Here is a 21,758-nt window from a genome sequence, read left to right on the forward strand (position 1 = left end):
TCACCCTTTCGCGCGCCTGATCGTGCCGTGGGGGTTGTGCCGTGTCTGTCCTGCTTCCGCCGATACTACCGATGGCGATCGAGTCGGCCGCCGCGTCGATACGTGATGCGCGTGGTGACCGTGATGCGGAAATCGCGATCGAATTCCACACCGCGCTCGACACTCGACAAGTACGGCTATCGCACGGCGCGAGAGGTGTTACGGTCGTGCGCGCGAAAGCGGCCGATGGCCGCCGTGTGCTCCAAAATCCCGCAGGCCTGCGACATTTCGACTCCGCAGCCGGCACGCCTCGCTGACCAGCGCCGTCTCGCGACGGCAGCATTTGTGCACCACAGCTACTGAGCAGAGATCTGCCATTCCATGGATCGTGCGACTCGAATGTGCTGAAGGGAAGGCTGAACAACTGATGCGTATCGGTGTTTCGCTGCGCGCGATGGCACTGGCTCTGACCGCCACGGTCGGGCTCGGGCTCGCCGCGGCGGGTCCCGCGACGGCCTCCGAGATCGATCGATATCTGGATCTCCCTCTGATCAACAGAGACGCCTCGAACGGGCCCGGCGGTGTGAATCCCGAATTGCCGTACGACGCGCTGGAGTTGCGCGGGCTGTTGGACGAGGCGCGCTCTCGGAGAATCGCGCCGACTCGCTACGCGGCGCTGCTGTATCAGTTCTGGCTCGTGGATGCGACCGGTCGCGCGGGTATCGATTTGCGCTCCTGGAATCCGCGCACCGGCGTGCAGGCCAATCGCAACAACCTCATCAAGTCGTATCGCTATTACGAAGATCTGCAGCTGGCGCATCGCGAATTGCAGTGGGCGGGAATGGGCGGTCAGGTCGGCGCGGATTTCGGTGGCGGGCTGCTCGATTTCGAGTTGATGAGCACGATCTACGGACTGGCCGGGATATCCGACTCGGCGCGGGCGGTGTTGGGGGCGGTGGAACAGGCCGCAGGTCCCGCCGCTCTCGATCGACTGCCGCGCGGACTGGTGGCGCTCGCACAGGCGGGGCCGCAGATCACACCCGAGGATCTGCACTACATCATCGGGATGATCCTGGTGATGCAGAAGAACATCTTCTCGGATCTGATGCCCATGCACGACGCGTACGTCACCGAGGGCCTGCCCGCGCTGGAGGAGTTCCGGGCCGCCGGGTTGTTCGGAGACGACATCCTGGGCGCGTGGCGTGATGTCGCCTCCGGGAATCCGGACGGAATCGCCGCGGGCAACGGGGTTCTGCTGCGCCGTGAACAACAGTGGGCCATCGGCGGACAGTGGGATTCGGTGCGCACCTACAAGGGAGTCGTCGGCGAGGCGATCACCTATGTCAGCGGCGCGGCCGGTTCCCCCTCCGTGGCCGGGGTCACTCCCCCGCGCGAATTCCGCCCTGCGAGTATCGAATTCACCATGGCCGACGGCAGGCCCGCGGTGCTCACGCTGCCGCTGCCGGACTGGAACTGGGCGGTGTTCGATGCCCGCTGGGACTACATCACCACCGAACTGCTGCCCAAGTACGCCTTCCAGGTCCAGAACGACTGGCCCGCACTGGAATCGGTGATGCGCACCCCCTACGAGGTGCAGATGGAATCGCACCGCCCGCTGCTGAACATTCCGCAACTGCTCGATTCCGCGGTACGAGAGATGAAGATAACCCCCGTCGACACCGGAAATGATGGTGCACAGCCGTGAAATTCAGGGCATTGATCCTCGCGTTCGTCGCGCTCTCGATCATCGCGATGGGCGGGACCACCGCTGCGGCGCAACCGGTTCCGCCTCGGACACCCGGGCTGGACGAGGTGTTCAACGGGTTCGTCGTCGGATCGCTGCGCGGCGCGACACCGGCCTCGCCGCAGGAGGCGTTCGAGGCGCTGCTGGTCAATGATCCGTTCTATCGGGAACCGGTGCTGAGCGGATCGGAGCAGCCCGGGACGCTGCTGAAGGCCAAGCGGGTTGATGTGCTGTTCACCGGCGTGAAGCCGGCGAATCTCCTGGCCTACAAGCTGATGTTCGTGAGCACGGGCGTGGACGGCGTGACTCCGGCGATCAGCACCGGCATTCTCATGATCCCGCTGGACGGGACGCCGATCGCGGACAAGAAGCTGGTGTCCTATCAGGAAGCCAACGACAGTGTCGGGTGGGGCTGCCATCCCAGCACGCAGTGGACCGGCGGCGATCCGCTCGACGGGGCGTCGTGGTCCGCGCTCGGGCCGCTGGCGCTGATCTTCGGCAAGGGGCACGCGGTGGTGATCTCGGATGTGGGCAACGACGCCGATCGCAGGCCGCACGGGGTGTTCGCGGGCAAGTTCGCCGCGCACACCCAACTCGACGCGGCACGGGCGGCACTGCACCTCACCGAGGCGGGGTTGAATCCGGCCACCCAGATCGCGCTGTTCGGGATCGCGGGCGGTGGTGTGGGCGCGGCGTTCTCGGCAGAGCTGCAGCCGGAGTACGCACCGGAGCTGAACGTGAAATCGGCTGTGCTGGAAGGGATGGTCGTCGATCAGCGGAACTTCCTGCGGGTGGCGGACGGTTCGGTCGGGGCGGGCTTCGCGTTCGCGACCCTGCTCGGGCTGGAGCCGTGGTATCCGGAGATGGCGCTGGACTCGCGACTGAACTCGGCGGGGCTCGGGGTGGCGAACATCTACCGGACCCAGTGCCAGGACGCGTATTTCACGCTGCCGTTCCTGCCGCTGCGGACACTGTTCAGCTCGGGGGTCTCCCCCGCGGACGAGCCGGCGTTCCAGGCGGCGTTCGACGACAATCAGCTGGGGCGCTTCGGAACTCCGAAGGCCAAGGTGCTGGTCGCCTCGTGCGCGCGGGACGATTCGTTCATGTCGCTGGTTCCGGCGCAGGATGCGCGCAACCTGGTCGACACCTATCGCGCGCAGGGTACCGACGTCACCTATCAGCCGACGGACTGCGGGATGGTCAAGATGCTGACCGATATATACGGCTGGGGCACAGACCTTTTCGGCATGCAGACCATCGACTGGATGGAGAGCTCGTTCGACTGAACCGGGTTCGGTGACCGGCCCCGGTGTTCGTCGCCGGGGCCGGTCGCGGCTCAGCAGTTCGGCTGGAACGGGTAGCAGGCGCGCACTTCGGTGGTGGGGGCCACCGCGGGGGACCCGGGGGTGGTGACCGGGGCTCCGGGGGTGGCGGCCGGGGAGTTCACGGCCGAGGTGGGTGTGGTGCCGCCGGGCTTCGGATCCGAATGCGATCCGAACAGGACGATCGCGATCAGGACGCCGAGGCCGAGCAGGATGACCGCGAACGGAACCAGGAACAGCAACTGCATGAGGCCCAGCGACCACAGTCCCGACCGGCCGCCGGTCGGCTGATTGCCTCGCCGTCCGAACCGCTTGGGCCCGGACTGTCCTCGTACTTTCGTCGACATAGTCGAGAAGTATCACAGCTTCGGGCGTCGGGTTTCCGATCTTGTAGACCGCTCGACTTCGGCACAAATCACTACGTTGAGCGTGCCCCCTCAGCAACTCCTCATCTGAACGTGATAAATCGGACCTATGCCCCATACCAAGAATCCGATCACTGCCTGGAAAGCGCTCCGCGAAGGGAACGAGCGCTTCGTCGAAGGCACACTGGTACACCCTGGTCAAGGCGCCGCCGACCGCGCGAAGCTGGTCGCGGGCCAGCATCCCTCCGCGATCCTGTTCGGTTGCGGTGACTCCCGGGTGGCCGCCGAACTCATCTTCGACCAGGGTCTCGGCGATATGTTCGTGGTCCGCACCGCGGGACACGTCATCGACTCCTCGGTCCTGGGCTCCATCGAATACGGCGTGGAGGTGCTCGGCGTTCCGCTGATCGTGGTGCTGGGCCACGACAGCTGCGGCGCGGTCGCGGCCACCGTCAACGCCCTCGACGGCGGTGATGTGCCCGGCGGATTCATCCGCAGCCTCGTCGAGCGCGTCACCCCCTCGATTCTGATCGGCCGCCGCGAAGGTCTCACCGAGATCGACGAACTCGAAGCCCGCCACGTCGTGGAAACCAGTCAGCTCCTGATGCAGCGCTCGACCTACATCTCCGCCGCCGTCGAGGCCGGTAAGTGCGCCATCGTCGGCGTCACCTACGCCCTGGCCGACGGCCACGTCCATCTCCAGGGCGTGGTCGGCGATATCGGCGAAGAGGTCCCCGCCAAAGCCTGACCGGTCGAATCCGCCTCGCACGGAACAGGACTCACGGCATCCGGTCGAGCCGCTCCCCAAGCTCGAACCACCCCGGGGCGCCGGTCCGGCTCCTGTTCCGTGCGTCGCCGACCACATCCGCCGCGGCGCACGCCACGGCCCGGGCCTCAGATGGGTTCCTCGGCGATGCCGCTGTTGTCGACCGCTGGCATATCGTCCTTCCCGGAAATACCGTGCGGGTTCACGCGTTGCTCGCCGAATCACCCTCGAGGGGGGCGATTTCCGACTGCTTCGGGGCGGCGGGAACCCATTCCCGCAGGGGTTGCACCACCGAGCCGTAGAACGCGTCGGTCGCGGCGGTGATGCTGGCGATGAAGCTGGTGGCGGTGCCGGATCGCCTGTTGCCCATCGGAAACGACTGTTCGAGCGTGAACGAGGTGATCTCGCCCGCACGTCCGGCGGTCAGGAGTTTCGGTTCCGCGCGGACCGCGGAGAGCAGTTCGCAGGCCTCGTTGCCGCGCTCGGAGAACACCGCCTCGACCCGGAGCGCACCGGGTGCGTCCGCGAGTTGTTTGAGGAGCCAGGTCAGGCGACGGGCGGAGGTTCCCTCGTTGGGCGCGTCCAGGGTGGTGCGGCACTGGATTCGGTTGGTGCGCACGTCCGCGACGATGGCCAGATCGCCCGCGGTGTCGGGGATTCGCAGCAGAGCCTCGAAACTGCCGTCCGTCGCCAGACGCTCGGCTACCGCGGCGTTGCGTGCGGCGGGATCGCTCTTGTGGCGGCGCGGCAGCACGTGCGTCACGGTGGCCCCGAGTTCGGCGGTCATACGGAGAGCGAGGTGGCGCGACAGCGACACCCAGGTATCGGCGACGGTCAGGGCCTTGGGATCACCCGCGCGCAGCGTGCCCGCGGTGACCGCGTCGCGCACGGCCACCCAGTGCCGTCCCATGTCGATGAACTCGGCGGCGCCGGAGCGGGGGTGGTCGAGATAGCGCAGGAATTCGCTCAGCAGCCAGATGTGCAGTTCATTGTCTATATCGCCGTGCGAGAGCAGCATTCGCGCCTCGTGCGCCACCTCCGCCCACGAGAGATGCCGCAGCGCGACCTTGGTCAGTTTCCGGCGATCGACCTCGACCGGCAACTCCCCCGGACCGGCGGGCACATCGTTGGACAGACTGATCACCGCGTCGTACTTCTTCTTACGCGCCACATCGAGATAGCTCTCGAGCTGATCGCGCCTGAGCTTGCCGTTCCCGGTCTTGACCTCGAGCAGCCCGGTCCACACCCGGCTCCCCCGGACCACCTTGAGCACCGCGTCGGGGATGACCTTGCTCTCGCCCCGCTCGTACGGCACCTCGATGTATCCCTCGAAAGCGCCTGCGGGAGCGCCCATTCGCGCGCAGATGGCGCGCGCGAACGGCCTGACCGCCTGCATGGTCGAGATCAGCGCCGAGGTCGCGCGGCGCTCCTGTTCCTCACCGGTGCCGACGCCGATCACCGAGAACAGCCGCGCCGGTTGCCAACTGTCCTGTTCGGCGAGAGTGAACTCGACCGGCTTGATCTTCTTGGCGACGCGTTTGGCGGTGCGCACGCCGCGGGCACGCGCGGGAGTCTTGGGGCCCGGCTGTTCGGGCGCCGGTGCGGGGACGGGCGACTCCTGCACGCGTGCTTGCACGACCGGCACATCCTGTGACACGGCACCCGACTCGGGTTCGGCGTCATCGGCGATCGAGACCCCGAAATCCGTTGCCAGACCTGCCAATCCGGATTCCCAGCCCTGACCGACTGCCCGCACCTTCCACTGCCCGTCGCGGCGATACACCTCACCGAACAGGAAGGCCGACTCCGAGGTGGCGTCCGCCGTCACGTATTCGGCCACCGAGCCTCCCGCACCGTCGACGACTCGCAGGGCGATCTTGCCGACCTCGCCGAAGACACCCGAGTTGAGGCTGCCCGCCAGGGCGACGACGTGCACATCCTGCGGAACGGTGGACAGTTCGATCGAGATCCGGGTCTGCGCGCCCTCCTCGGTCGCGCTGGTGCCCAGGAATCGGACCGAGCCGTCTTCGGATTCGGGTTGGTTGTAGAAGACGAAATGACTGTCGGAGCGAACCTTTCGGTCCGCTCCGAGCAGGAGCGCCGAGGCGTCGACCTCGAACTCCGATTCGGTCCAGCCGATCACCACATCGACCCGATCCAGGTCGTTCGGCAGCGGCACGTTCTGGCCCTTGGACAGTATCGGAGACGTCACGGGATTCGCCTTTCGCGGTGTTCGGCACGCGCTGTCGCGGGCAAATCCGAGTGGAATCGATCCGGATGCTGCCCCAGTGCATCGGCGCCGCACAATGGCGGCGACGCAGTCGTATTCGGCGGTGCCGAGGCCGCCGTTACACGCCCGCGAACGCGGCGGGAGAGCCATTTCCAGTGCCGAGGACACACCATTTCAATCCGGCGATTCCCATTGCGGCGGTAGCGATCACGACGAATAGCCGGAGCGCTGAAAGGGCGATCCGGCTGCTTAACACGATAGGGAGATCCACCGAACGATCGACCTTTTCGGCGATCGAGGCGATCCGGCCCGAGGAGATTGGCATTCGAGGGCCGAACTATTGGCGCAGAAAGTCAGTCGGCGGCCGGGGTCGGGCTCGAGTCGTCCAGGACTGTGGTGGTGTGGCCGGGAGTGAGGTACGGGCTGCGGCTCGGCCCGTAGCGAGTAGCCGCCGGTCGTGCACCGCCGTCGGGGACACGGCGTGCTCCCGGACCACGGCCGTGAGCGACCGCGTGGCTAAGCTTGCGTGTCCTCGATTCTTCGCGAAAGGTCCCCCTCATGCTGATCGCCGCCAACAAGGCAGTGGCCATCGAATACACCCTGACCGACGATGACGGCGACGTCGTCGACAGCTCGGCCGGTGGGCCCGCGCTGGTGTACCTGCACGGCGCGGGGAACATCGTGCAGGGTCTGGAAGCCGCGCTGGAGGGCAAGGAGGCCGGCGCCGAGCTGGCCGTCGTCGTCGAGCCCGAGGACGGGTACGGCGAATTCATTCCCGAGCTGGTCAGCACCCTGAGCCGGGATATGTTCGAGGGCATCGACGACCTCGAGGTCGGCATGCAGCTGCAGGCCGAGGATCCGGACGGCGATGTGCAGATCATCACGGTCCGCGAGGTGGACGGCGACGACGTCACCATCGACGGCAATCACCCGCTGGCCGGTCAGCGCCTGCACTTCCAGATCAAGGTCGTCGAGGTCCGCGACGCCACCGAGGACGAGCTGGCGCACGGTCACGTGCACGGCGAGGACGATCACGACCACTGATCACCTGCGAATCGAGTACGCCATGAGGTGCGCGTACTGCATCGGCAGTACGCGCAACGGCCTCCTCGCGCACGATGCCGACTACGGCCGCCGCGAACGAGCATGGCGGCATGGCGAAATTCCTGTACCGACTCGGTCGGTTCTCGTTCGAGAAGCGGCGGCTGGTCGTCCTGCTCTGGCTGGGGGTCATGGCCGCGCTGGTGGCCGGAGCGGCCAACGCACCCACCCCTCCACCGGATTCCTTCTCCATTCCCGGCACCGAATCGCAGCAGGCCTTCGACCTGCTGGGTGAGCGGTTCCCGGGAACCAAATCCGACGGCGCGGAAGCCCGGATCGTCTTCGTGGCGCCCGAAGGCCAGCAGATCACCTCCGAGACCAGCAAGGCCGCGATCGAGAAGATCGTCTCGGAGGTGGCGAGCGGTACGCAGGTGAAGGGTGTACTCGACCCGTTCCAGACCGGTGCGATCAGCAAGAACGGCAGCACCGCGTACGCGAGCGTCAGTTACGGCGCGACCAGCAACGACCTCACCGACGCCACCAAGTCCGCGCTCACCGACGCGGTCGAGACCGGCAAGTCCGCCGGAGTCACCGTCGAGATCGGCGGATCGGCGCTGCTGGCCGAACCCGAGATGGGCGGCGCCACCGAGGCCATCGGCATCGCCATCGCCGCGGTGGTCCTGATGGTCACCTTCGGCGCCTTCGCGGCGGCCGGGCTGCCGCTGCTCACCGCGCTGATCGGCATCGGCGTCGGCATCGCCGCCATCGTGGCGATCGGAATGTCGACCACCACAACGACTCTCGCCATGATGCTGGGACTCGCGGTCGGCATCGACTACGCGCTGTTCATCGTCTCGCGGTATCGCACCGAACGCGCCGAGGGCTACAGCGCCGAGGAGGCCGCGGGCCGCGCGGTCGGAACCGCCGGTTCCGCAGTGGTTTTCGCCGGACTCACCGTGGTCATCGCGCTCGCGGGACTGGCCGTGGTCGGCATTCCGGTGCTGACCAAGATGGGGCTGGCCGCGGCGGGCACCGTGGTCGTGGCGGTCACGATCGCGCTGAGTCTGCTGCCCGCGCTGCTCGGGTTCTTCCAGAACGCGGTCATGCCGAAGAAGTTCCGCAACGCGCTCGCCTCCCGCAGGGCGCAGGCCTCCGGCGGCGACATCGCACACGCGACCGTCAGCGGTCCGGACGAGAAGGCCGGAATGGCCACGCGCTGGGCCGGATTCGTGGTCCGTCGCCCGGTGGCCGTGCTGCTGATCGGGTTGGTCGGAATGGGTGCGCTGGCGCTGCCGGTCACCAGTCTGGAGCTGGGCATGCCCGGCGAGGAATCGCAGCCGACCTCGACCACCCAGCGCCGCGCCTACGATGCGCTCGCCGAGGGCTTCGGTCCCGGGTTCAACGGGCCGCTGACCGTGGCGCTGGACGTCAAGGGCCTCGCGGACCCGAAAGCCGCTGTGGAGCAGGCGACTCGGACGCTGGCGGATACCCGGGGCGTCGTGTCGGTCTCCCCCGCGATCTTCAATCAGGCCGGTGACGCCGCCATGATCACGGTGGTTCCCTCGACGGGCCCGTCCACGACCGAGACCAAGGATCTCGTGCACGCCCTGCGCGGCGAGGCGAGCGGCCTGCACGCGGCCACCGGCGCGACCATGCTGGTCACGGGTGCGACCGCGATGAACATCGACGTCTCGCAGAAGATGACGGACGCGCTGCTGCCCTACCTCGCGGTGGTGGTCGGCCTGGCGATCCTGTTGCTGATGATCGTGTTCCGCTCGATCGCGGTCCCGATCAAGGCGGCGCTGGGCTTCCTGCTCTCGGTGGGTGCGGCCTTCGGCGTGATCGTCGCGGTGTTCCAGTGGGGCTGGCTGGCCGAGCTCATCGGCGTGCATCAGACCGGACCGGTGATGAGCATGATGCCGATCTTCCTGATCGGCGTGGTGTTCGGACTCGCGATGGACTACGAGGTGTTCCTGGTGACCCGCATGCGCGAGGCCTTCGCCCACGGCGAGAGCGCGAAGGACTCCATCGTCACCGGATTCCGGCACAGCGGGCGGGTGGTGGTGGCCGCCGCGGCGATCATGATCGCGGTGTTCGCCGGGTTCGTCGGCGGCGGTGAACCGATGATCAAGATGATGGGCCTGGGATTGGCGGCGGCGGTCTTCTTCGACGCCTTCGTGGTGCGGATGACCCTGGTCCCGGCGGTGCTGGCACTGCTCGGCGACAAGGCCTGGTGGCTGCCGAACTGGCTGAGCCGGATCCTGCCGAACGTGGATGTGGAGGGTGAGAGCCTCGCCCGTCTCGAGCAGGCCGAGCCGGAGCGGGAGCTGGAGAGCGCCCGGGCCTGAGTCTCGAACGCACCGGTAGGCCGTCCCGGATGGGCGGCCTACCGGTCGCTTCGGAACCGGACGATTAGGGTTCTCGCAGACAGAACAGGAGTGCACATGGCCGTCGAATGGTCGCAGTGGCCGCGCCGGCACAGCCGGGTCATCGACATCGTCGTCGCCGTCATGCTGTGCGCTCTGGCCACCTATGCGAGCAAACTGAGCGACGAGACGCGCGAGCAGGCGGCGATGGTGGTCCGGCCGGCGTCGCTCGCGGTGTTCTGGCTCTCGGCCACGGCCTCGGTGGCGTTGCTGTTCCGGCGGCGGTTTCCGTGGCCGGTCCTGGTGATCACGACCGGCTGTGCGCTGACGATCGGCGCGCTGGGTTTCGAGGTGTCGGTCTTCAGCGCGGGCGCGGCGTTCGTCGCGATGTACTCACTCGGGCTGTGGTCGTCCAATCTCTGTATCGCGAAGGTCGCACCGCTGGTCGCCGGTGGCGCGCTGCTCGTCATGTCCTTCGTTCACCATCTCTATCCCCTGCTGACCGGCGGCCGGATCACGTTGATCGCCGGGATCATGGTGGCGGGCGCGTTCGCCGAAGCGGGCCGCAGCAGACGCAATTATCTGGCGGCGCTGCACGCACGAGCGGAGCTGGCCGAACGGACCCGGGAGGAGGAGGCGCGCCAGCGGGTGGGCGAGGAGCGCCTGCGGATCGCGCGTGAGCTGCACGATATCGTCGCGCACCATATGGCGCTGGCGCACGCGCAAGCCTCCACGGCCGCATACCTTTTGCGCAGCCAGCCCGATCAGGCGCAGGAGATGCTCGACCAGCTGGCGGGCACCACGTCCGCGGCGCTGCGCGAACTCAAATCGACCGTCGGCCTACTGCGCGAGGACGATTCGGACGCGCCGCTGGAGCCGACCCCGGGGCTGGGCCAATTGTCGGAGCTGCTCACCTCGTTCGAGCGGACCGGCCTGACGGTGTCGGTGTCGATCACGGGGGTGCCGCGGCCGCTGTCCCCCGGCGCGGATCTGACCGCCTACCGGATCATCCAGGAGGCGCTGACCAACGTCACCAAGCACGCGAGTACGGCGACGGCCACGGTGCGACTGGTGTACTCGCGGCTGTTGCTGACGATCAGCGTGATCGACGACGGCGTCCTGGACGGGCCCGACCGCGCCGCGAGCGCCGAAGGTCCGCGCGGCGAACAGCATTCGGACGGCCGCGACGCGGACGGCGAGGACCCGGGCGTCAACGGTTACGGTCTCATCGGAATGAACGAGCGGGCCAATTCGGTCGGCGGTCATCTGCGCGCCGGGCGCAGGCCGGGCGGCGGCTTCGAGGTCACCACCGAACTTCCGCTCGAACCCGCGACCACCCCCGACCACGAGGACATCACGCCATGACCATCCGGGTACTGCTGGCCGACGATCAAGCCCTGCTGGCGGGCACCTTCCGGCTGCTGATCGATTCCGCCGAGGATATGGACGTGGTCGGTATCGCCGGAAACGGCCGGGAGGCAGTGGAATTGGCTCGATCGACCACGCCGGACGTGGTCGTGATGGACATCCGCATGCCGGGGGTCGACGGGCTGACCGCGACGCAGGAGATCTGCGCGGACGAGGCGTTGCGCGAGACCCGGGTCCTGATTCTCACCACCTTCGAACTGGACGAGTATGTGGCCCAGGCGCTTCGGGCCGGGGCGAGCGGTTTCCTGGGCAAGGACGTCGGCCCCGAGGAGCTGCTGCGCTCGATCCGCGCCGTGGCGGCGGGCGATGCGCTGTTGTCCCCCACCGCGACCCGCACCCTGATCGCACGGTATCTGTCCCGGCCCGAAAGCCGGATCAGCGCGGCGGAATCGCTCGAGGTGCTGACCGCCCGCGAACGCGAGGTGGTCGCGATGGTCGCGGAGGGACTGTCCAACGAGGAGATCGCGGAGAAGATGTACGTCAGCCCGCTGACGGTGCGCACACATGTGCAGCGGGCGATGTCCAAAGTGGGCGTACAGAATCGGGCGCAGCTGGTGGTGATCGCGTTCCAGTCGGGCCTGGTGCGGGTGGAACCGCCGCGATCCGACGACGGTCGCCGGTAATCGGGCAAAAACCTCGACAATCGGCCACGATTTCGAAGTTACCGACTGGTTCGCCCCACCTGTATGCCCACTGTTTGCGACGATTCGCAGATGGTCGACGGGTTGGGGAGACTGCGTTCCATCGCGAGCACGGCGCTACTGGCCGAATTCGGCGTCGGGCGGGGGCTGACGATGTCCTCGATCCTGCACGGCAGCGGGATCGCCGAGGCGGACCTGTCGGACCCCGCGAGCGAGATCATGCTGGATCAGGAACTGGTCGTGATGCGCAATGTCGTCGAGGGCATCGGCGACGAACCCGGACTGGGGTTCCTGGCCGGATTCCAGTGTCATCCCACCAGTTTCGGCGTGCTCGGGTTCGCGATGATCAGCAGCCCGACGCTGCGCTGCGCGCTCGAGGTGGCCCTGAAGTACACCGATCTGTCAGTGGCCATCGCCTCTCATCATCTCGAGACCAACGGATCCGAGGTGGCGATGCTGCGCGATGATCGCGTGGTGCCCTCGGACCTGCGCCGGTTCGCGCAGGAGCGCGATATCGCGATGATCTCCACCATTCAGCAGGATCTGCTGCCCATGCAGTTCCCGGTGCAGCGCGTGGAACTCGAGTGGGAGGCGCATCCGGTGTACGAGACCCTCGGGGTCGTGCTCAATGTCGACGAATTGGTCTTCAAGGCACCGGAATTCAAGATCGTGCTGCAATCGGCCATGCTGGAGATGCGGCCGAGTCAGGCCAATGCCGCGCTCGCGCGCGCGTACGAGCAGCAGTGCGTGAGCATCATGCAGCGGCGCAAGCGGCGGGCCGGAATCAGCGGCCGGGTCCGGGAGATGCTGGTGCAACAGTCCGGCGTCGTCGATCAGACGTCTATCGCCGCGGACCTGGACGTCAGTGTGCGGACCCTCCGCCGCCGGCTGGCGGAGGAGGGCACCACCTTCCGCGAATTGAGTTGCGAGACCGTCGGATTGCTCGCCGAGGAACTGCTGCTGGCGGGGCTGACGGTCGAATCGGTGGCCGACCGGCTCGGCTATGCCAGTGTCTCGGCGTTCGCCTCGACCTTCCGCGCCTGGAAGGGCCAGACGCCCGGGACATTCGCCCGGACGCATCGGGGCCAGCTCGCCTCGGAGGGCTAGATCAGTTGCCGCAGTGGTGCGGTGACCGTGTTCGACCGATCGATGTACTCGTCGTTGATGGATCGATAGGCCTGCCCGAGGCCGTGCAGGGCGCGCTGCCACCGATATTCGGCCGCCGGATCGTTCGGATTGCGGCTCAGCGCCAGTAGCGCGGCGGTTGCGTCCGCGGAGCGAGCCGCCGCGTCGAGCAGGATCGGAGTCGGATCCACCGTGGCCGCGGCGGCCAGCAGCTCTACTCGGTCGCGCAGCCAGCGGGAATCGAAATCCGCCTGCGCCCAGACATCCTCACCGTGTGAGGAACCCACGCCGTGCGCGATCACGCTCGCGGCGGTCTCCTCGGTGGTGTCGATCATGCGCCGCAATTCACCACTGGTCCGCGCGTGCAGGAGACCGATCAGCATCGCCCGCTCGGACTGCTCCCGATGATCGGCGCTACCCATGGGCGCGATCACATCCTCGGGATAGACGTTCAATATCGCCAACACCGCCCGCAACTGCGCAATGCTCACCGTCATCGTGGCCCTCCCTGTCCGTTGGCGATGCGAGACGCGGAACGCATCCCGCAGCATGGATATTCGTGCTGTTTCCCCAGGACATGTCCCCGCCGCGAATATTCGCGGAAAGGTTGCTAGTAGTGTGAGGCTACCTCCACAGTTCCGGTTACACCGGTATGCCGTGGGCCAGAAACGCCGAAAGTCGGCCGGATCAGAAGAAAAATATCGGCCCGGCCGTAGAGAACGGCCGGGCCGACGGAATTCGGGGAGTCAGCCGCGCAATGCCGAGGCGAATATTCCGGGCAGACGGGACCAGCGGGGATCACCCGCGAAGTCGTTGAGCCGCTGCGCGGTCGTCACGGCGGACTTGTTGTTCACGAACCACGGCGGCTTGGGGGTCAGCGCGAATTCGCCGTGCAGCAGCGAGCGCGGGGCCGGGCGGAACGGGCCGCGCACGACGGTGCGTTCCGCGCCGTCGATCAGGAACGCGTTGTGCACCAGGCCGATACCGCTCTGGACGTCGTCGATGGTGTGGCCCGGGAACGCGCCCCAGGTGGCGGCGGCGGTGAGGAAGCCCAGCGCGGTCCAGGCGTTCACGGCGATGGTGCCGTAGCGCAGGTCCGTGAGCATGGTGTCGAAGTCCGCGCCCAGGGACTTGATGGTCGCGGGGTGGCCGATGATGTTCACGCCCAAGGTGCCGACGAATTCGTCGTTCGCCGCCGCCGTGGCACGCTGCGCGAATTGCGCACCGGTACCGGCGATTTCGACGACGCCCAGAACCGGGGCGAAGTATTCGGTGTGCAGCAGGTCTTCCACGGCCTCGGGCCGCAGACCGGTGACCAGCACCCGCTTGCCGCCGCCGCGCAACTCGGCGTTCGGGTAGGACTCCACGGCGGACGCGACGCGCTGGTCGCTGCCGGGGTAGTAGGCGGTGCGCGCGGGAGCCTGATCCAGGGCCTCGCGCAGCGCGGTCAGGAACTCCTGCTTCTGTTCCCAGTCCGAGGACAGCACGACCGCTTGGGCGGCGACACAGTTGTAGCCGCCGTTGTGCAGGCGCTGTGTCGCGATATGTTCGGCTTGATACCGGATATCCGCGCGACTCCACGTGCCCGGCAGCACGATGGTCGGCGAGACACCGCCCAGTTCGCTGGTGATCGGCTTGTCCAGCAGCGGCTCGTTGGCCGCCTTGCGCCGCAGCGCCTCCTCCCCCACACCCCACACGATGGCATCGTGAGTGGCGGCGCTACCGGTCATGTGCACGTGCGCGACGGAGGGGTGCCGCACCAGATATCCGCCGACGTCCGCGCCGCCGCGCAGGATCCGGACGACACCGAGGGCGATGAGCGGCTCGAGCACCGTGCTCAGCACGTCGAACATCGGATCGGTGAGCGGGTTGAGCTTGAGCACCGCCACGCGATTGTGGGCGATCAGTTCGTAGAGCACGTCCAGGGGCGCGATCGAGGTGATGTTGCCCGCGCCGAGCACGACGCCGATGCCGTGGGTCGTGGTCGGATCCAGCTGGGCCAGGCCCGCGGTGCCGGTCGCGGTGGCCTGATCCACGCCGGGACGCAGCCACACGTCGGCGCGAAATCCGCTGAGCAGCAACGAATCGAAGGTCGAGGATGGCAGCACCCGCACGGTGGTGCGGCCGGCGGCGGTACCGAAGTCGGCCTCGTGCAGCGGGCTGCGGTGTGCGGCGAGGTCGGCGAGCGACCGAGCCATGGCGCCCGCGCCGGTCGCCATGGCGTAGGGGCCGGACATCCATTCCTCGCCCAGCAGCGGCGAATCCGGATCGAGCTGTTTGTAGCGAGCGGCGGCCGCCACCCATTGCGCGCCGTGTCCCGAGGCGAGCACCCGAATACGATCCAGCAGGGCGGCACGCTGGGCGAGAGTGGTCGCACCCCATGCCTTCTCACCCTCGACCAGCTCCGCGAGCGCCGTGTCGACAAGGATTTCAGGGGTGGGATCAGCGGGGGCGGGATCGGCGTGCGGGTGTTCGGCAGTCATTCCGGGGATCTCCAATTCGAACGCGCTCGGGTCACAACTACCCTCGATTCTCCGCTCGGGAGCGCCGTTCGGCCATAGGCCCCGGCACCGTCTCCGACTCGAGCCTCTTGTGCCCGGGCACAGAAGGGGCCACGGCGGCTGGTCCGGTCCCCCGCTATTCTCGCAGTATGAGCATCTCGTCGACCACCGGACGCACTGCGCTGGCACAAGTGGCGCAGAACCTGCTGGACTCGGTGGACACCCTGGCCGACACCGTGACCGCGCGGATCATCGACGCCGAGCGCTCCTACCTCGAAACCCAGCTGCTGACCGACGAGCAGCTGCGCGGTTCGGTGCTGGACAATCTGACCGAGATCTTCGAGTATCTCTCCGGTCGGCACCCCATCCGGCTCGAATCCGCCCGTGCCACCGGACGATTGAAGGCCGAGCAGGGCATTCCGCTGGCCGCCGCGCTGCACGCCTTCCGGCTCGGCGGTCGGCTCATCTGGGAGGAGTACGCGGCCCGCGCGGAGGGCATCTCGGGGGACGAACTGATGAAACTCGCTGCCGCACTGTGGGAAGTGGTCGATCTGTGCTCCGAGGCCGCGGCGGAGGGCTACCGCGACACCGAGGCCGAACTGGTGCGCGCGGACGCCCAGGTGCGCGCCCATCTGACCCGCACCCTGTTCGACGATCACTCCGAGAACCCCGCGCGGGTGCTGGAAACGCTACGCGCACTGAGCCTTCCGGAGACCGGCACCTTCGTGGTGGTCGCCGCCGAGGCCGGGCGCATGTCCGCCGACGGGGCGGGCGCGGTGGCGGAACGTCTGCGGGCGCGCGGTATCGCCTCGGTCTGGGATCAGCGGATCGATTCCTGTGTGGGTCTGATCTGCGGGCGGTCGGAGGCCGATATCGCCACGGCGGAGACGATTCTCGGCTCCTGGACAGAGTCAACTCTCGGCTCGGCCCGAGAGGCGATTCTCGACTCGGCCGAAGACGCGATTCTCGACTCCGCCCAAGAGGCGATTCTCGACTCGGCCCAAGAGGCGATTCTCGACTCGGCCCATGAGGCGATTCTCGCCGAGGAGCCGAGTGCTCGCGTCGGCCTTAGTCGCTCGACCACCCGGCCGACGACGATCGCCGTGGCCTACGACGAAGCCCGGCTGGCGCTGCGTTGCGGCCGCGCGGGGTCGGCCGCGGTCACCCGATACGGCGCGGACCCGATCCCGCTACTGCTGGTGCAACTTCCCGAGGCGGCGCATCGCGCCGCCGAGCAGATTCTCGGCCCGGTGCTGAGCCTGCCCGCTCCCGAACGCGCGGAACTGCTGGCGACGCTGCGCGCGTGGTTCGATCACGCCGGATCGAACCCGGCCGCCGCCCGCCACCTGCACTGCCACCGCAACACCATGCTCTATCGCCTTCGCAAGATCCGGGACCTGACCGGCCGCGATTGCGACAATCCCGCTCAGGCCGCCGAACTGTTCGTCGCCTTGCAGGCGGTCCAGTTGCGGGGCGATCGCACCGACCGACTCACGGCCGCGTCGTCTCGGTCGCGAAGTGTCCGGGTCGGCACGACGTAACGATCCGGCCTCCGTAGGGCCTGGCTATGAGAACGGCAGGACTGAGCACGGCCGGAAATGGGCACCCCCGGTGCACACGCTGAGCGAAGCACCGAGGAGGCCCGGCATGAACGAGTTCATTTGCGGCGATTGCTGGCGTCGCGAGAATCTGAGTTTCGTCCAGCGACTCGATCCGGCGTTCAATCGCCGGGGTCAGCGCTTCCTGTACCTGTGCGCGCAGCATCAGGCCGAACGGAACGAGGCGAACGGCGGCGCTCCCGACCGCAAGGCGGCCTAGCGCGAATCGGCGCGGGCTAGGAGATGGCGTACAGCAGCCAGCCGATGACGATGTCCTGCGGCGCACCGATGGCGAACTGATACGCCGCGTTGACGAGTCCATTGACGAAGTTCACGGCCTGACCTTTCCCTCGGTTCCGGCGATTGTCGATATATGTCGAAATCGCCGGGACCGAGCGTTCCGTTACCCTTCGGCAATCACTAGAGCAGGCCGCGCAAATTCAAGTCGTCGACGTATTTGACGATGAGATCCCGCGTCAGATGCGGAATATCGCCCTGGGGACCGACTTTCGCCTGTTGCACCGCGGCCTGGAACTTCTTGGCAGGCAACGCCGCGCCCTTGATCGGCGGGGCCGGGTGGCGGTAGGCGTGCAGCAGCGGAATCAGCGAATGCTGGCGCTGACGTTCCGGAAGCGCGCGCAGGGCGGTGCCGAAGCGGGTGAACCAGGCGTCGTGATCGTCGAATCGCTCGATCGGATGGCCGGCCTCGATCAGCCAGTCGATGAATTCGTCGAGAGAGACGCCGTCGTCGTGCGGATTGAGGACGTCGAAGGTGTCGAAGCCCGTTGCGGCGCGGACGCCGAGCGCGGTGATGGCCGCGGCGGTGAAATCCGCGGGCAGCCCGTCGTAGTGAGCGCGCTGCCGGTTGCCCTGAGAATCGGTGCGGTAGAAGGACTTCGGGGCCACGCCGGTGACGAGCACGCTGAGCAGCAGACGGGTGAAGATGTCGGGCAGGTTGAACTGCCCGGCGTAGCGGCTGTGCGCCAGGATCATGTCCGAGCGGAACACGGCCACCGGGAGCCCGCACAGATCGTGGGCTTCGCGCAGCAGGACCTCGCCCGCCCATTTGCTGTTGCCGTAGCCGTTGGCGTAGTGCTCGTCCAGGGATCGCACCGCGCTCATCTCGCGGATGTCGCCGTCCTCCTCGAAGGCCGACGGGGCGATCTGAGCGGCCACCGCGACCGTGGACAGGTAGGTGACCGGCTTGAGCCGGGTGGTGAGGGCGAGGCGGATGACCTCCGCGGTGCCGACGACATTGGGCCCGAACAACTGGTCGTAGGGCAGGACGTGGTTGACCAGGGCAGCGGGGTGCACGATCAGATCCACGGTGTCGGCCAAGTGCTGCCATTCCTGTTCGCCGAGACCGAGATTCGGTTCGCCGATGTCCCCGGCGAGGACCGTGAGGCGGCGCTCGGCCAGATCCCGGTAATGGCGCAGCAGGTCCGGATCGCCGCTGTCGAAGACCGAATCGAGTCGTTCGCGCGCGGCGGCGGCATCGCTGCCACGTACCACGCAGATCAGGGTGCCGTCCGAATCGTCCAGGCGCTGTAGCCATTCCAGGCACAGGAAGCGACCCAGGTAGCCGTTCGCGCCGGTGAGCAGCACCGTGCGGGGCGGCTGCGGGGCGGCGGGAAGGGTGGGAGCGGCAGCCAGGGTCCCCGCGTCGATGAATCGGTCCAGGGTGAGGTCCGCGGCGCGGATCTCACCGCCGTCGCCGTGCACCGAGGTCGCGGTGGGACGGGTGCCGCCGGAGTGACGCTCGGCCTCGATGTGCTCGGCCAGCTGACGCAGATCGTTGGCGGGACTGACGATCACGCCCACCGGCACCTCGATGCCGAAGATCTCGCGCAGCAGGGTGGAGAAGGACAGGGCCGAGAGCGAGTCGCCGCCCAGATCGGTGAACTGGGCATCGGTGCGCACATCGCTTGCGGCACAGCCGAGTATCGCCGCCGCGGCGCGGGCGACCGTCTCGAGCACCGGGCGGTCCGCGGCGTGGCGGCGCAGCTCCAGCAGTTCGTTCTCCTGCCGCTGGGACAGGTCGGTGTAGAGCTGATCCAGTCGCGATCCGTAGTGCTCTTTGAGCTTGGGGCGCAGGTGTTTTCCGATGCCGGAGAGCAGCCCGTTCTCCATCGTGAACGGCTCGCTCTCCAGCAGCAGCGCCCGCGGGATCTCGTAGGACTCGAGGGCATTGTCCTTGGCGAGCCGCTGCAGCGATTCGTTCAGCGCCGCGGTGGCTCGCACGTCGCCGAGGGCGAGCACCTCGGGGGTCGGCACGATCACCGCGAGCAGGAACGCGCGTTCGCTCGACCCGTGCACGAAGATCTGCCGGACCAGTGGGCTGGTGGCGTAGACGGCCTCGAGCTTGGCCACCGCCACGAACTCGCCCTGGGACAGCTTGAGCACATTGTTGCGGCGGTCCACGTAGACGAGATGATCCGGCTCGATCTCGGCCACGATGTCCCCGGTCTTGTAGAAGCCGTCCGGGTCGAAGATGTCGGCCGTCACCTCGGGCCGCTTGTAGTAGCCCGGCACCATCTGCGTCGACTTCACCAGCAGTTCGCCACGCGGATAAGGCTTGTCGGTGGTGTAGTAACCGAGTTCGGGCACATCCGCGAGCTTGTAGTCGATGACCGGGGGACGCCGGATCTGATTGTCCATCAGCAGGCCGCCGCCCGCCTCGGTCGAGCCGTAGCCGTCGTGCAGGTCGGCATCGAGCACCGACTCCATGAACGTCTTCATCTCCGCGGAGACGGGCGCGCTCCCGACCATGGTCCAGACCAGGCGGCCACCGAGGAACCGTTGCCGCAGTTCGGCTTTCACCGCCGCGTCGGCCTCGGCCCGGTCCTGACCACCGGTGACGCGGCGCTCGAGTTCGCTCTGGTAGCGCTGGAACACCATGTCGCACACGCGCGGAACGAAGAAGATCTCGGTCGGGCGGACCAGGGAGATGTCGTCGAAGAGCGTGGACATATCGCTCGACGCGGTGAAGTACGTGGCGCCGCCGCGCGCCAGGGTCCCGGTGACCACCATGCGCCCGGCCACGTGACTCATCGGCATATAACTGAAATTGACGACCGGCATGGGAATCTCGGTGGGGCCCAGCCACATCCGGGACAGCAACCGTTCGGGGTACATGGCGCCCTTGGGCGTGCCGGTGCTGCCCGAGGTGTAGATCAGCAGGGCGAGGGTGTCCCCGTCGCCGCTGACGTGCAACGGCGGTTCGGGCAGCTGCGCGCCGCGTTCCAGCACGGTGTCGAGCGATTCCACGACGACGGTGCTGCCTGCCGCGACGAGTCGCTCCCGGGCCGCCTCGACCGCCGCCGACTGATAGTCGTCGCCGGATTCGTAGTCGAAGACCACCACGGACTCGAGGGTGCTGCTCGCCAGCACGCTGTCGACGGCCGCGTCCAGCAGTTCCGCGCTGACCGCCAGTACCCGGGGATCGGTCTCAGCGATGATCGAACTCCACTGTGCCGCAGAAGCACTCGATTGCAGCGGCACGCTGACCGCACCGAGCCGCACGCACGCCAGATCCAGCAGGGTGGTGTCGCGACTGGCGAATCCCAGCATGCACACGAAGTCCCCGGGCCGGACCGGATGGCGCGGGTCCCGCTCCCAGGCCGCCGCGACGGCCCCTGCGCCCGACCACAATTGGCGATAGCTCACGGTCTCGTAGGTCGGCAGCAGCCGCCGCGCTCGCCGCCCGGAGTCGTCGGTCACCAGCTCCGCGGCCCGCGAACCGATCGCGGGCCGATCGGCGTACCCCTGCATGATCGTGCCCACGATCTGCGCCAAGCTCAGCCCGGGTGCGCGGGCCGCCTCGCCGACCGCCGGCACCGGGATCGCCGCCCGAATCTGCTCGTCTGCCAGCAATTCGGCGAATCGAGCCTCGCGCTCGGCCTTACGGGCATCCTGCGCCATGGACTGCCTCCTGGATCGTCACAATCATCAACGGTCGTGAATCACATCCGCGGGCCACAACCCCCGCAGCCAATTAGCTTTGCTAACCATTTCACGATGGGCCGCCCCCGGACGAATGTCAAGCATCCCACGTCCCACCGGGTCGAATCCCGCTGAGACGGACCATTACCCCGGTAAATGCGGAGCATCGCGCGTGAGTGTCGAATCGTTGCGCCGCTCGCCCGCGGTCCGTCTCGCGCAGATGATAGGAATGGCTGATGAGCGCTGACGACGACGCACGGGTGATCGAGCTGGCGGGGAAGATCTTCGACCTCGCCCGCAACGGCGACGCCGCCGGGCTGGCCTCCTACGTGGACGCCGGCGTGCCGGTGAATCTGACCAACGAGCGTGGCGACACGCTGCTGATGCTGGCGGCGTACTACGGGCACAGCGACGCGGTGGCGGTGCTGCTCGAGCGCGGGGCCGACGCCAACGGACCCGAGGACGCCGGAGCCACGCCGCTGGCGGGCGCGGTGTTCAAGGGCGACGAGAAGGTCGTGCGACTGCTGCTGGCCGCGGGCGCGGATCCGGATGCGGGCAATCCGTCCGCACGGGACTCCGCGACCATGTTCGAGCGGACCGAACTGCTGAAGTTCTTCTCACCTTCCTGAGGCGCCGCGTGCCCTCCCGGACGCGGAATTTTCCTGTGGCAAGGTCGGTTGGCGGTGACGGACACCGCGACGGGAGAGGAC

The 21,758-nt window shown here is 67.6% G+C and carries 17 protein-coding genes; 12 read left to right on the top strand and 5 right to left on the bottom strand.

What is annotated here, in order from left to right:
• The first annotated feature begins 71 nt into the window (after positions 1–71).
• The 3 genes from NJ1_RS39495 to NJ1_RS32960 all read left to right on the top strand — a co-directional run bounded on the left by NJ1_RS39495 (position 72) and on the right by NJ1_RS32960 (position 3,009).
• Positions 72–296 carry a hypothetical protein gene (locus tag NJ1_RS39495; protein WP_157574450.1) on the top strand — a complete coding sequence of 75 codons (225 nt, stop codon included), beginning with the start codon at positions 72–74 and terminating at the stop codon, positions 294–296.
• Between the two features lie 110 nt (positions 297–406).
• Positions 407–1,684, top strand: coding sequence for a hypothetical protein (locus NJ1_RS32955; RefSeq protein ID WP_067702548.1), 1,278 nt, complete (start codon positions 407–409; stop codon positions 1,682–1,684).
• 47 nt (positions 1,685–1,731) lie between these two features.
• The gene (locus NJ1_RS32960) at positions 1,732–3,009 is read left to right on the top strand and encodes a lipase family protein (RefSeq protein WP_067702653.1); all 1,278 of its coding nucleotides are present in this window, start codon (positions 1,732–1,734) and stop codon (positions 3,007–3,009) included.
• A 50-nt stretch (positions 3,010–3,059) separates the two neighbouring features.
• Here NJ1_RS32960 and NJ1_RS32965 read toward each other — a convergent pair whose 3' ends face one another.
• Positions 3,060–3,392, bottom strand: a complete 333-nt coding sequence (locus NJ1_RS32965; protein ID WP_067702551.1) for a hypothetical protein — start codon at positions 3,390–3,392, stop codon at positions 3,060–3,062.
• Between the two features lie 127 nt (positions 3,393–3,519).
• Between NJ1_RS32965 and NJ1_RS32970 the strand changes: the two genes are divergently transcribed.
• Positions 3,520–4,158: a carbonic anhydrase gene (locus tag NJ1_RS32970; protein WP_067702554.1), complete on the top strand. Its 639-nt coding sequence runs from the start codon at positions 3,520–3,522 to the stop codon at positions 4,156–4,158.
• Between the two features lie 220 nt (positions 4,159–4,378).
• Here NJ1_RS32970 and NJ1_RS32975 read toward each other — a convergent pair whose 3' ends face one another.
• Positions 4,379–6,388, bottom strand: a complete 2,010-nt coding sequence (locus NJ1_RS32975) for a TerD family protein (protein ID WP_067702557.1) — start codon at positions 6,386–6,388, stop codon at positions 4,379–4,381.
• A gap of 576 nt (positions 6,389–6,964) precedes the next feature.
• Between NJ1_RS32975 and NJ1_RS32985 the strand changes: the two genes are divergently transcribed.
• From NJ1_RS32985 to NJ1_RS33005, 5 genes are all read left to right on the top strand, one after another.
• Entirely contained in the window at positions 6,965–7,450 is a 486-nt protein-coding gene (locus NJ1_RS32985) for an FKBP-type peptidyl-prolyl cis-trans isomerase (RefSeq protein WP_067702563.1), read from the top strand.
• Between the two features lie 110 nt (positions 7,451–7,560).
• Positions 7,561–9,795 carry an MMPL family transporter gene (locus NJ1_RS32990; protein WP_067702656.1) on the top strand — a complete coding sequence of 745 codons (2,235 nt, stop codon included), beginning with the start codon at positions 7,561–7,563 and terminating at the stop codon, positions 9,793–9,795.
• Positions 9,796–9,891: 96 nt separating this feature from the next.
• Positions 9,892–11,178 (top strand): sensor histidine kinase, encoded by a 1,287-nt coding sequence (locus tag NJ1_RS32995; RefSeq protein ID WP_067702566.1) that lies wholly within the window; start codon positions 9,892–9,894, stop codon positions 11,176–11,178.
• The gene (locus NJ1_RS33000; protein ID WP_067702569.1) at positions 11,175–11,864 is read left to right on the top strand and encodes a response regulator; all 690 of its coding nucleotides are present in this window, start codon (positions 11,175–11,177) and stop codon (positions 11,862–11,864) included. Before NJ1_RS32995 ends, NJ1_RS33000 begins: the two co-directional genes overlap by 4 nt.
• A gap of 90 nt (positions 11,865–11,954) precedes the next feature.
• On the top strand, positions 11,955–12,989 hold the full coding sequence (locus NJ1_RS33005; protein WP_067702660.1) for an AraC family transcriptional regulator ligand-binding domain-containing protein: 1,035 nt from the start codon (positions 11,955–11,957) through the stop codon (positions 12,987–12,989).
• Here NJ1_RS33005 and NJ1_RS33010 read toward each other — a convergent pair.
• Both NJ1_RS33010 and NJ1_RS33015 read right to left on the bottom strand, forming a co-directional pair.
• Positions 12,986–13,504 (bottom strand): hypothetical protein, encoded by a 519-nt coding sequence (locus NJ1_RS33010; protein ID WP_067702572.1) that lies wholly within the window; start codon positions 13,502–13,504, stop codon positions 12,986–12,988. The genes NJ1_RS33005 and NJ1_RS33010 overlap by 4 nt on opposite strands.
• 249 nt (positions 13,505–13,753) lie before the next feature.
• Entirely contained in the window at positions 13,754–15,490 is a 1,737-nt protein-coding gene (locus NJ1_RS33015; protein ID WP_067702575.1) for an aldehyde dehydrogenase family protein, read from the bottom strand.
• 167 nt (positions 15,491–15,657) lie between these two features.
• On the opposite strand from NJ1_RS33015, the gene NJ1_RS33020 reads away from it, so the two are divergent.
• Positions 15,658–17,049 carry a PucR family transcriptional regulator gene (locus NJ1_RS33020; protein WP_067702578.1) on the top strand — a complete coding sequence of 464 codons (1,392 nt, stop codon included), beginning with the start codon at positions 15,658–15,660 and terminating at the stop codon, positions 17,047–17,049.
• Positions 17,050–17,155: 106 nt separating this feature from the next.
• Positions 17,156–17,326 (top strand): hypothetical protein, encoded by a 171-nt coding sequence (locus NJ1_RS39500; protein WP_157574452.1) that lies wholly within the window; start codon positions 17,156–17,158, stop codon positions 17,324–17,326.
• Positions 17,327–17,526: 200 nt separating this feature from the next.
• Here NJ1_RS39500 and car read toward each other — a convergent pair whose 3' ends face one another.
• Positions 17,527–21,027, bottom strand: coding sequence for a carboxylic acid reductase (gene car, locus NJ1_RS33025; RefSeq protein WP_067702580.1), 3,501 nt, complete (start codon positions 21,025–21,027; stop codon positions 17,527–17,529).
• Positions 21,028–21,284: 257 nt separating this feature from the next.
• Here car and NJ1_RS33030 point away from each other — a divergent pair, with 257 nt between their 5' ends.
• Positions 21,285–21,677, top strand: a complete 393-nt coding sequence (locus tag NJ1_RS33030; protein ID WP_067702583.1) for an ankyrin repeat domain-containing protein — start codon at positions 21,285–21,287, stop codon at positions 21,675–21,677.
• The last annotated feature ends 81 nt before the right edge of the window (positions 21,678–21,758 follow it).

Source organism: Nocardia jejuensis NBRC 103114 (assembly GCF_001613145.1).
Lineage (GTDB): Bacteria > Actinomycetota > Actinomycetes > Mycobacteriales > Mycobacteriaceae > Nocardia > Nocardia jejuensis.

Coding starts and splice junctions, on each gene's coding strand:
- NJ1_RS39495 (WP_157574450.1), top strand. CDS start 72: ATGGCGATCGAGTCGGCCGCCGCGTCGATACGTGATGCGCGTGGTGAC.
- NJ1_RS32970 (WP_067702554.1), top strand. CDS start 3,520: ATGCCCCATACCAAGAATCCGATCACTGCCTGGAAAGCGCTCCGCGAA.
- NJ1_RS32995 (WP_067702566.1), top strand. CDS start 9,892: ATGGCCGTCGAATGGTCGCAGTGGCCGCGCCGGCACAGCCGGGTCATC.
- NJ1_RS32965 (WP_067702551.1), bottom strand. CDS start 3,392: ATGTCGACGAAAGTACGAGGACAGTCCGGGCCCAAGCGGTTCGGACGG.
- NJ1_RS33000 (WP_067702569.1), top strand. CDS start 11,175: ATGACCATCCGGGTACTGCTGGCCGACGATCAAGCCCTGCTGGCGGGC.
- NJ1_RS32960 (WP_067702653.1), top strand. CDS start 1,732: ATGGGCGGGACCACCGCTGCGGCGCAACCGGTTCCGCCTCGGACACCC.
- NJ1_RS39500 (WP_157574452.1), top strand. CDS start 17,156: ATGAACGAGTTCATTTGCGGCGATTGCTGGCGTCGCGAGAATCTGAGT.
- NJ1_RS32955 (WP_067702548.1), top strand. CDS start 407: ATGCGTATCGGTGTTTCGCTGCGCGCGATGGCACTGGCTCTGACCGCC.
- NJ1_RS32990 (WP_067702656.1), top strand. CDS start 7,561: ATGGCGAAATTCCTGTACCGACTCGGTCGGTTCTCGTTCGAGAAGCGG.
- car (WP_067702580.1), bottom strand. CDS start 21,027: ATGGCGCAGGATGCCCGTAAGGCCGAGCGCGAGGCTCGATTCGCCGAA.
- NJ1_RS33015 (WP_067702575.1), bottom strand. CDS start 15,490: ATGACTGCCGAACACCCGCACGCCGATCCCGCCCCCGCTGATCCCACC.
- NJ1_RS33030 (WP_067702583.1), top strand. CDS start 21,285: ATGAGCGCTGACGACGACGCACGGGTGATCGAGCTGGCGGGGAAGATC.
- NJ1_RS33010 (WP_067702572.1), bottom strand. CDS start 13,504: ATGACGGTGAGCATTGCGCAGTTGCGGGCGGTGTTGGCGATATTGAAC.
- NJ1_RS32985 (WP_067702563.1), top strand. CDS start 6,965: ATGCTGATCGCCGCCAACAAGGCAGTGGCCATCGAATACACCCTGACC.
- NJ1_RS33020 (WP_067702578.1), top strand. CDS start 15,658: ATGAGCATCTCGTCGACCACCGGACGCACTGCGCTGGCACAAGTGGCG.
- NJ1_RS33005 (WP_067702660.1), top strand. CDS start 11,955: ATGGTCGACGGGTTGGGGAGACTGCGTTCCATCGCGAGCACGGCGCTA.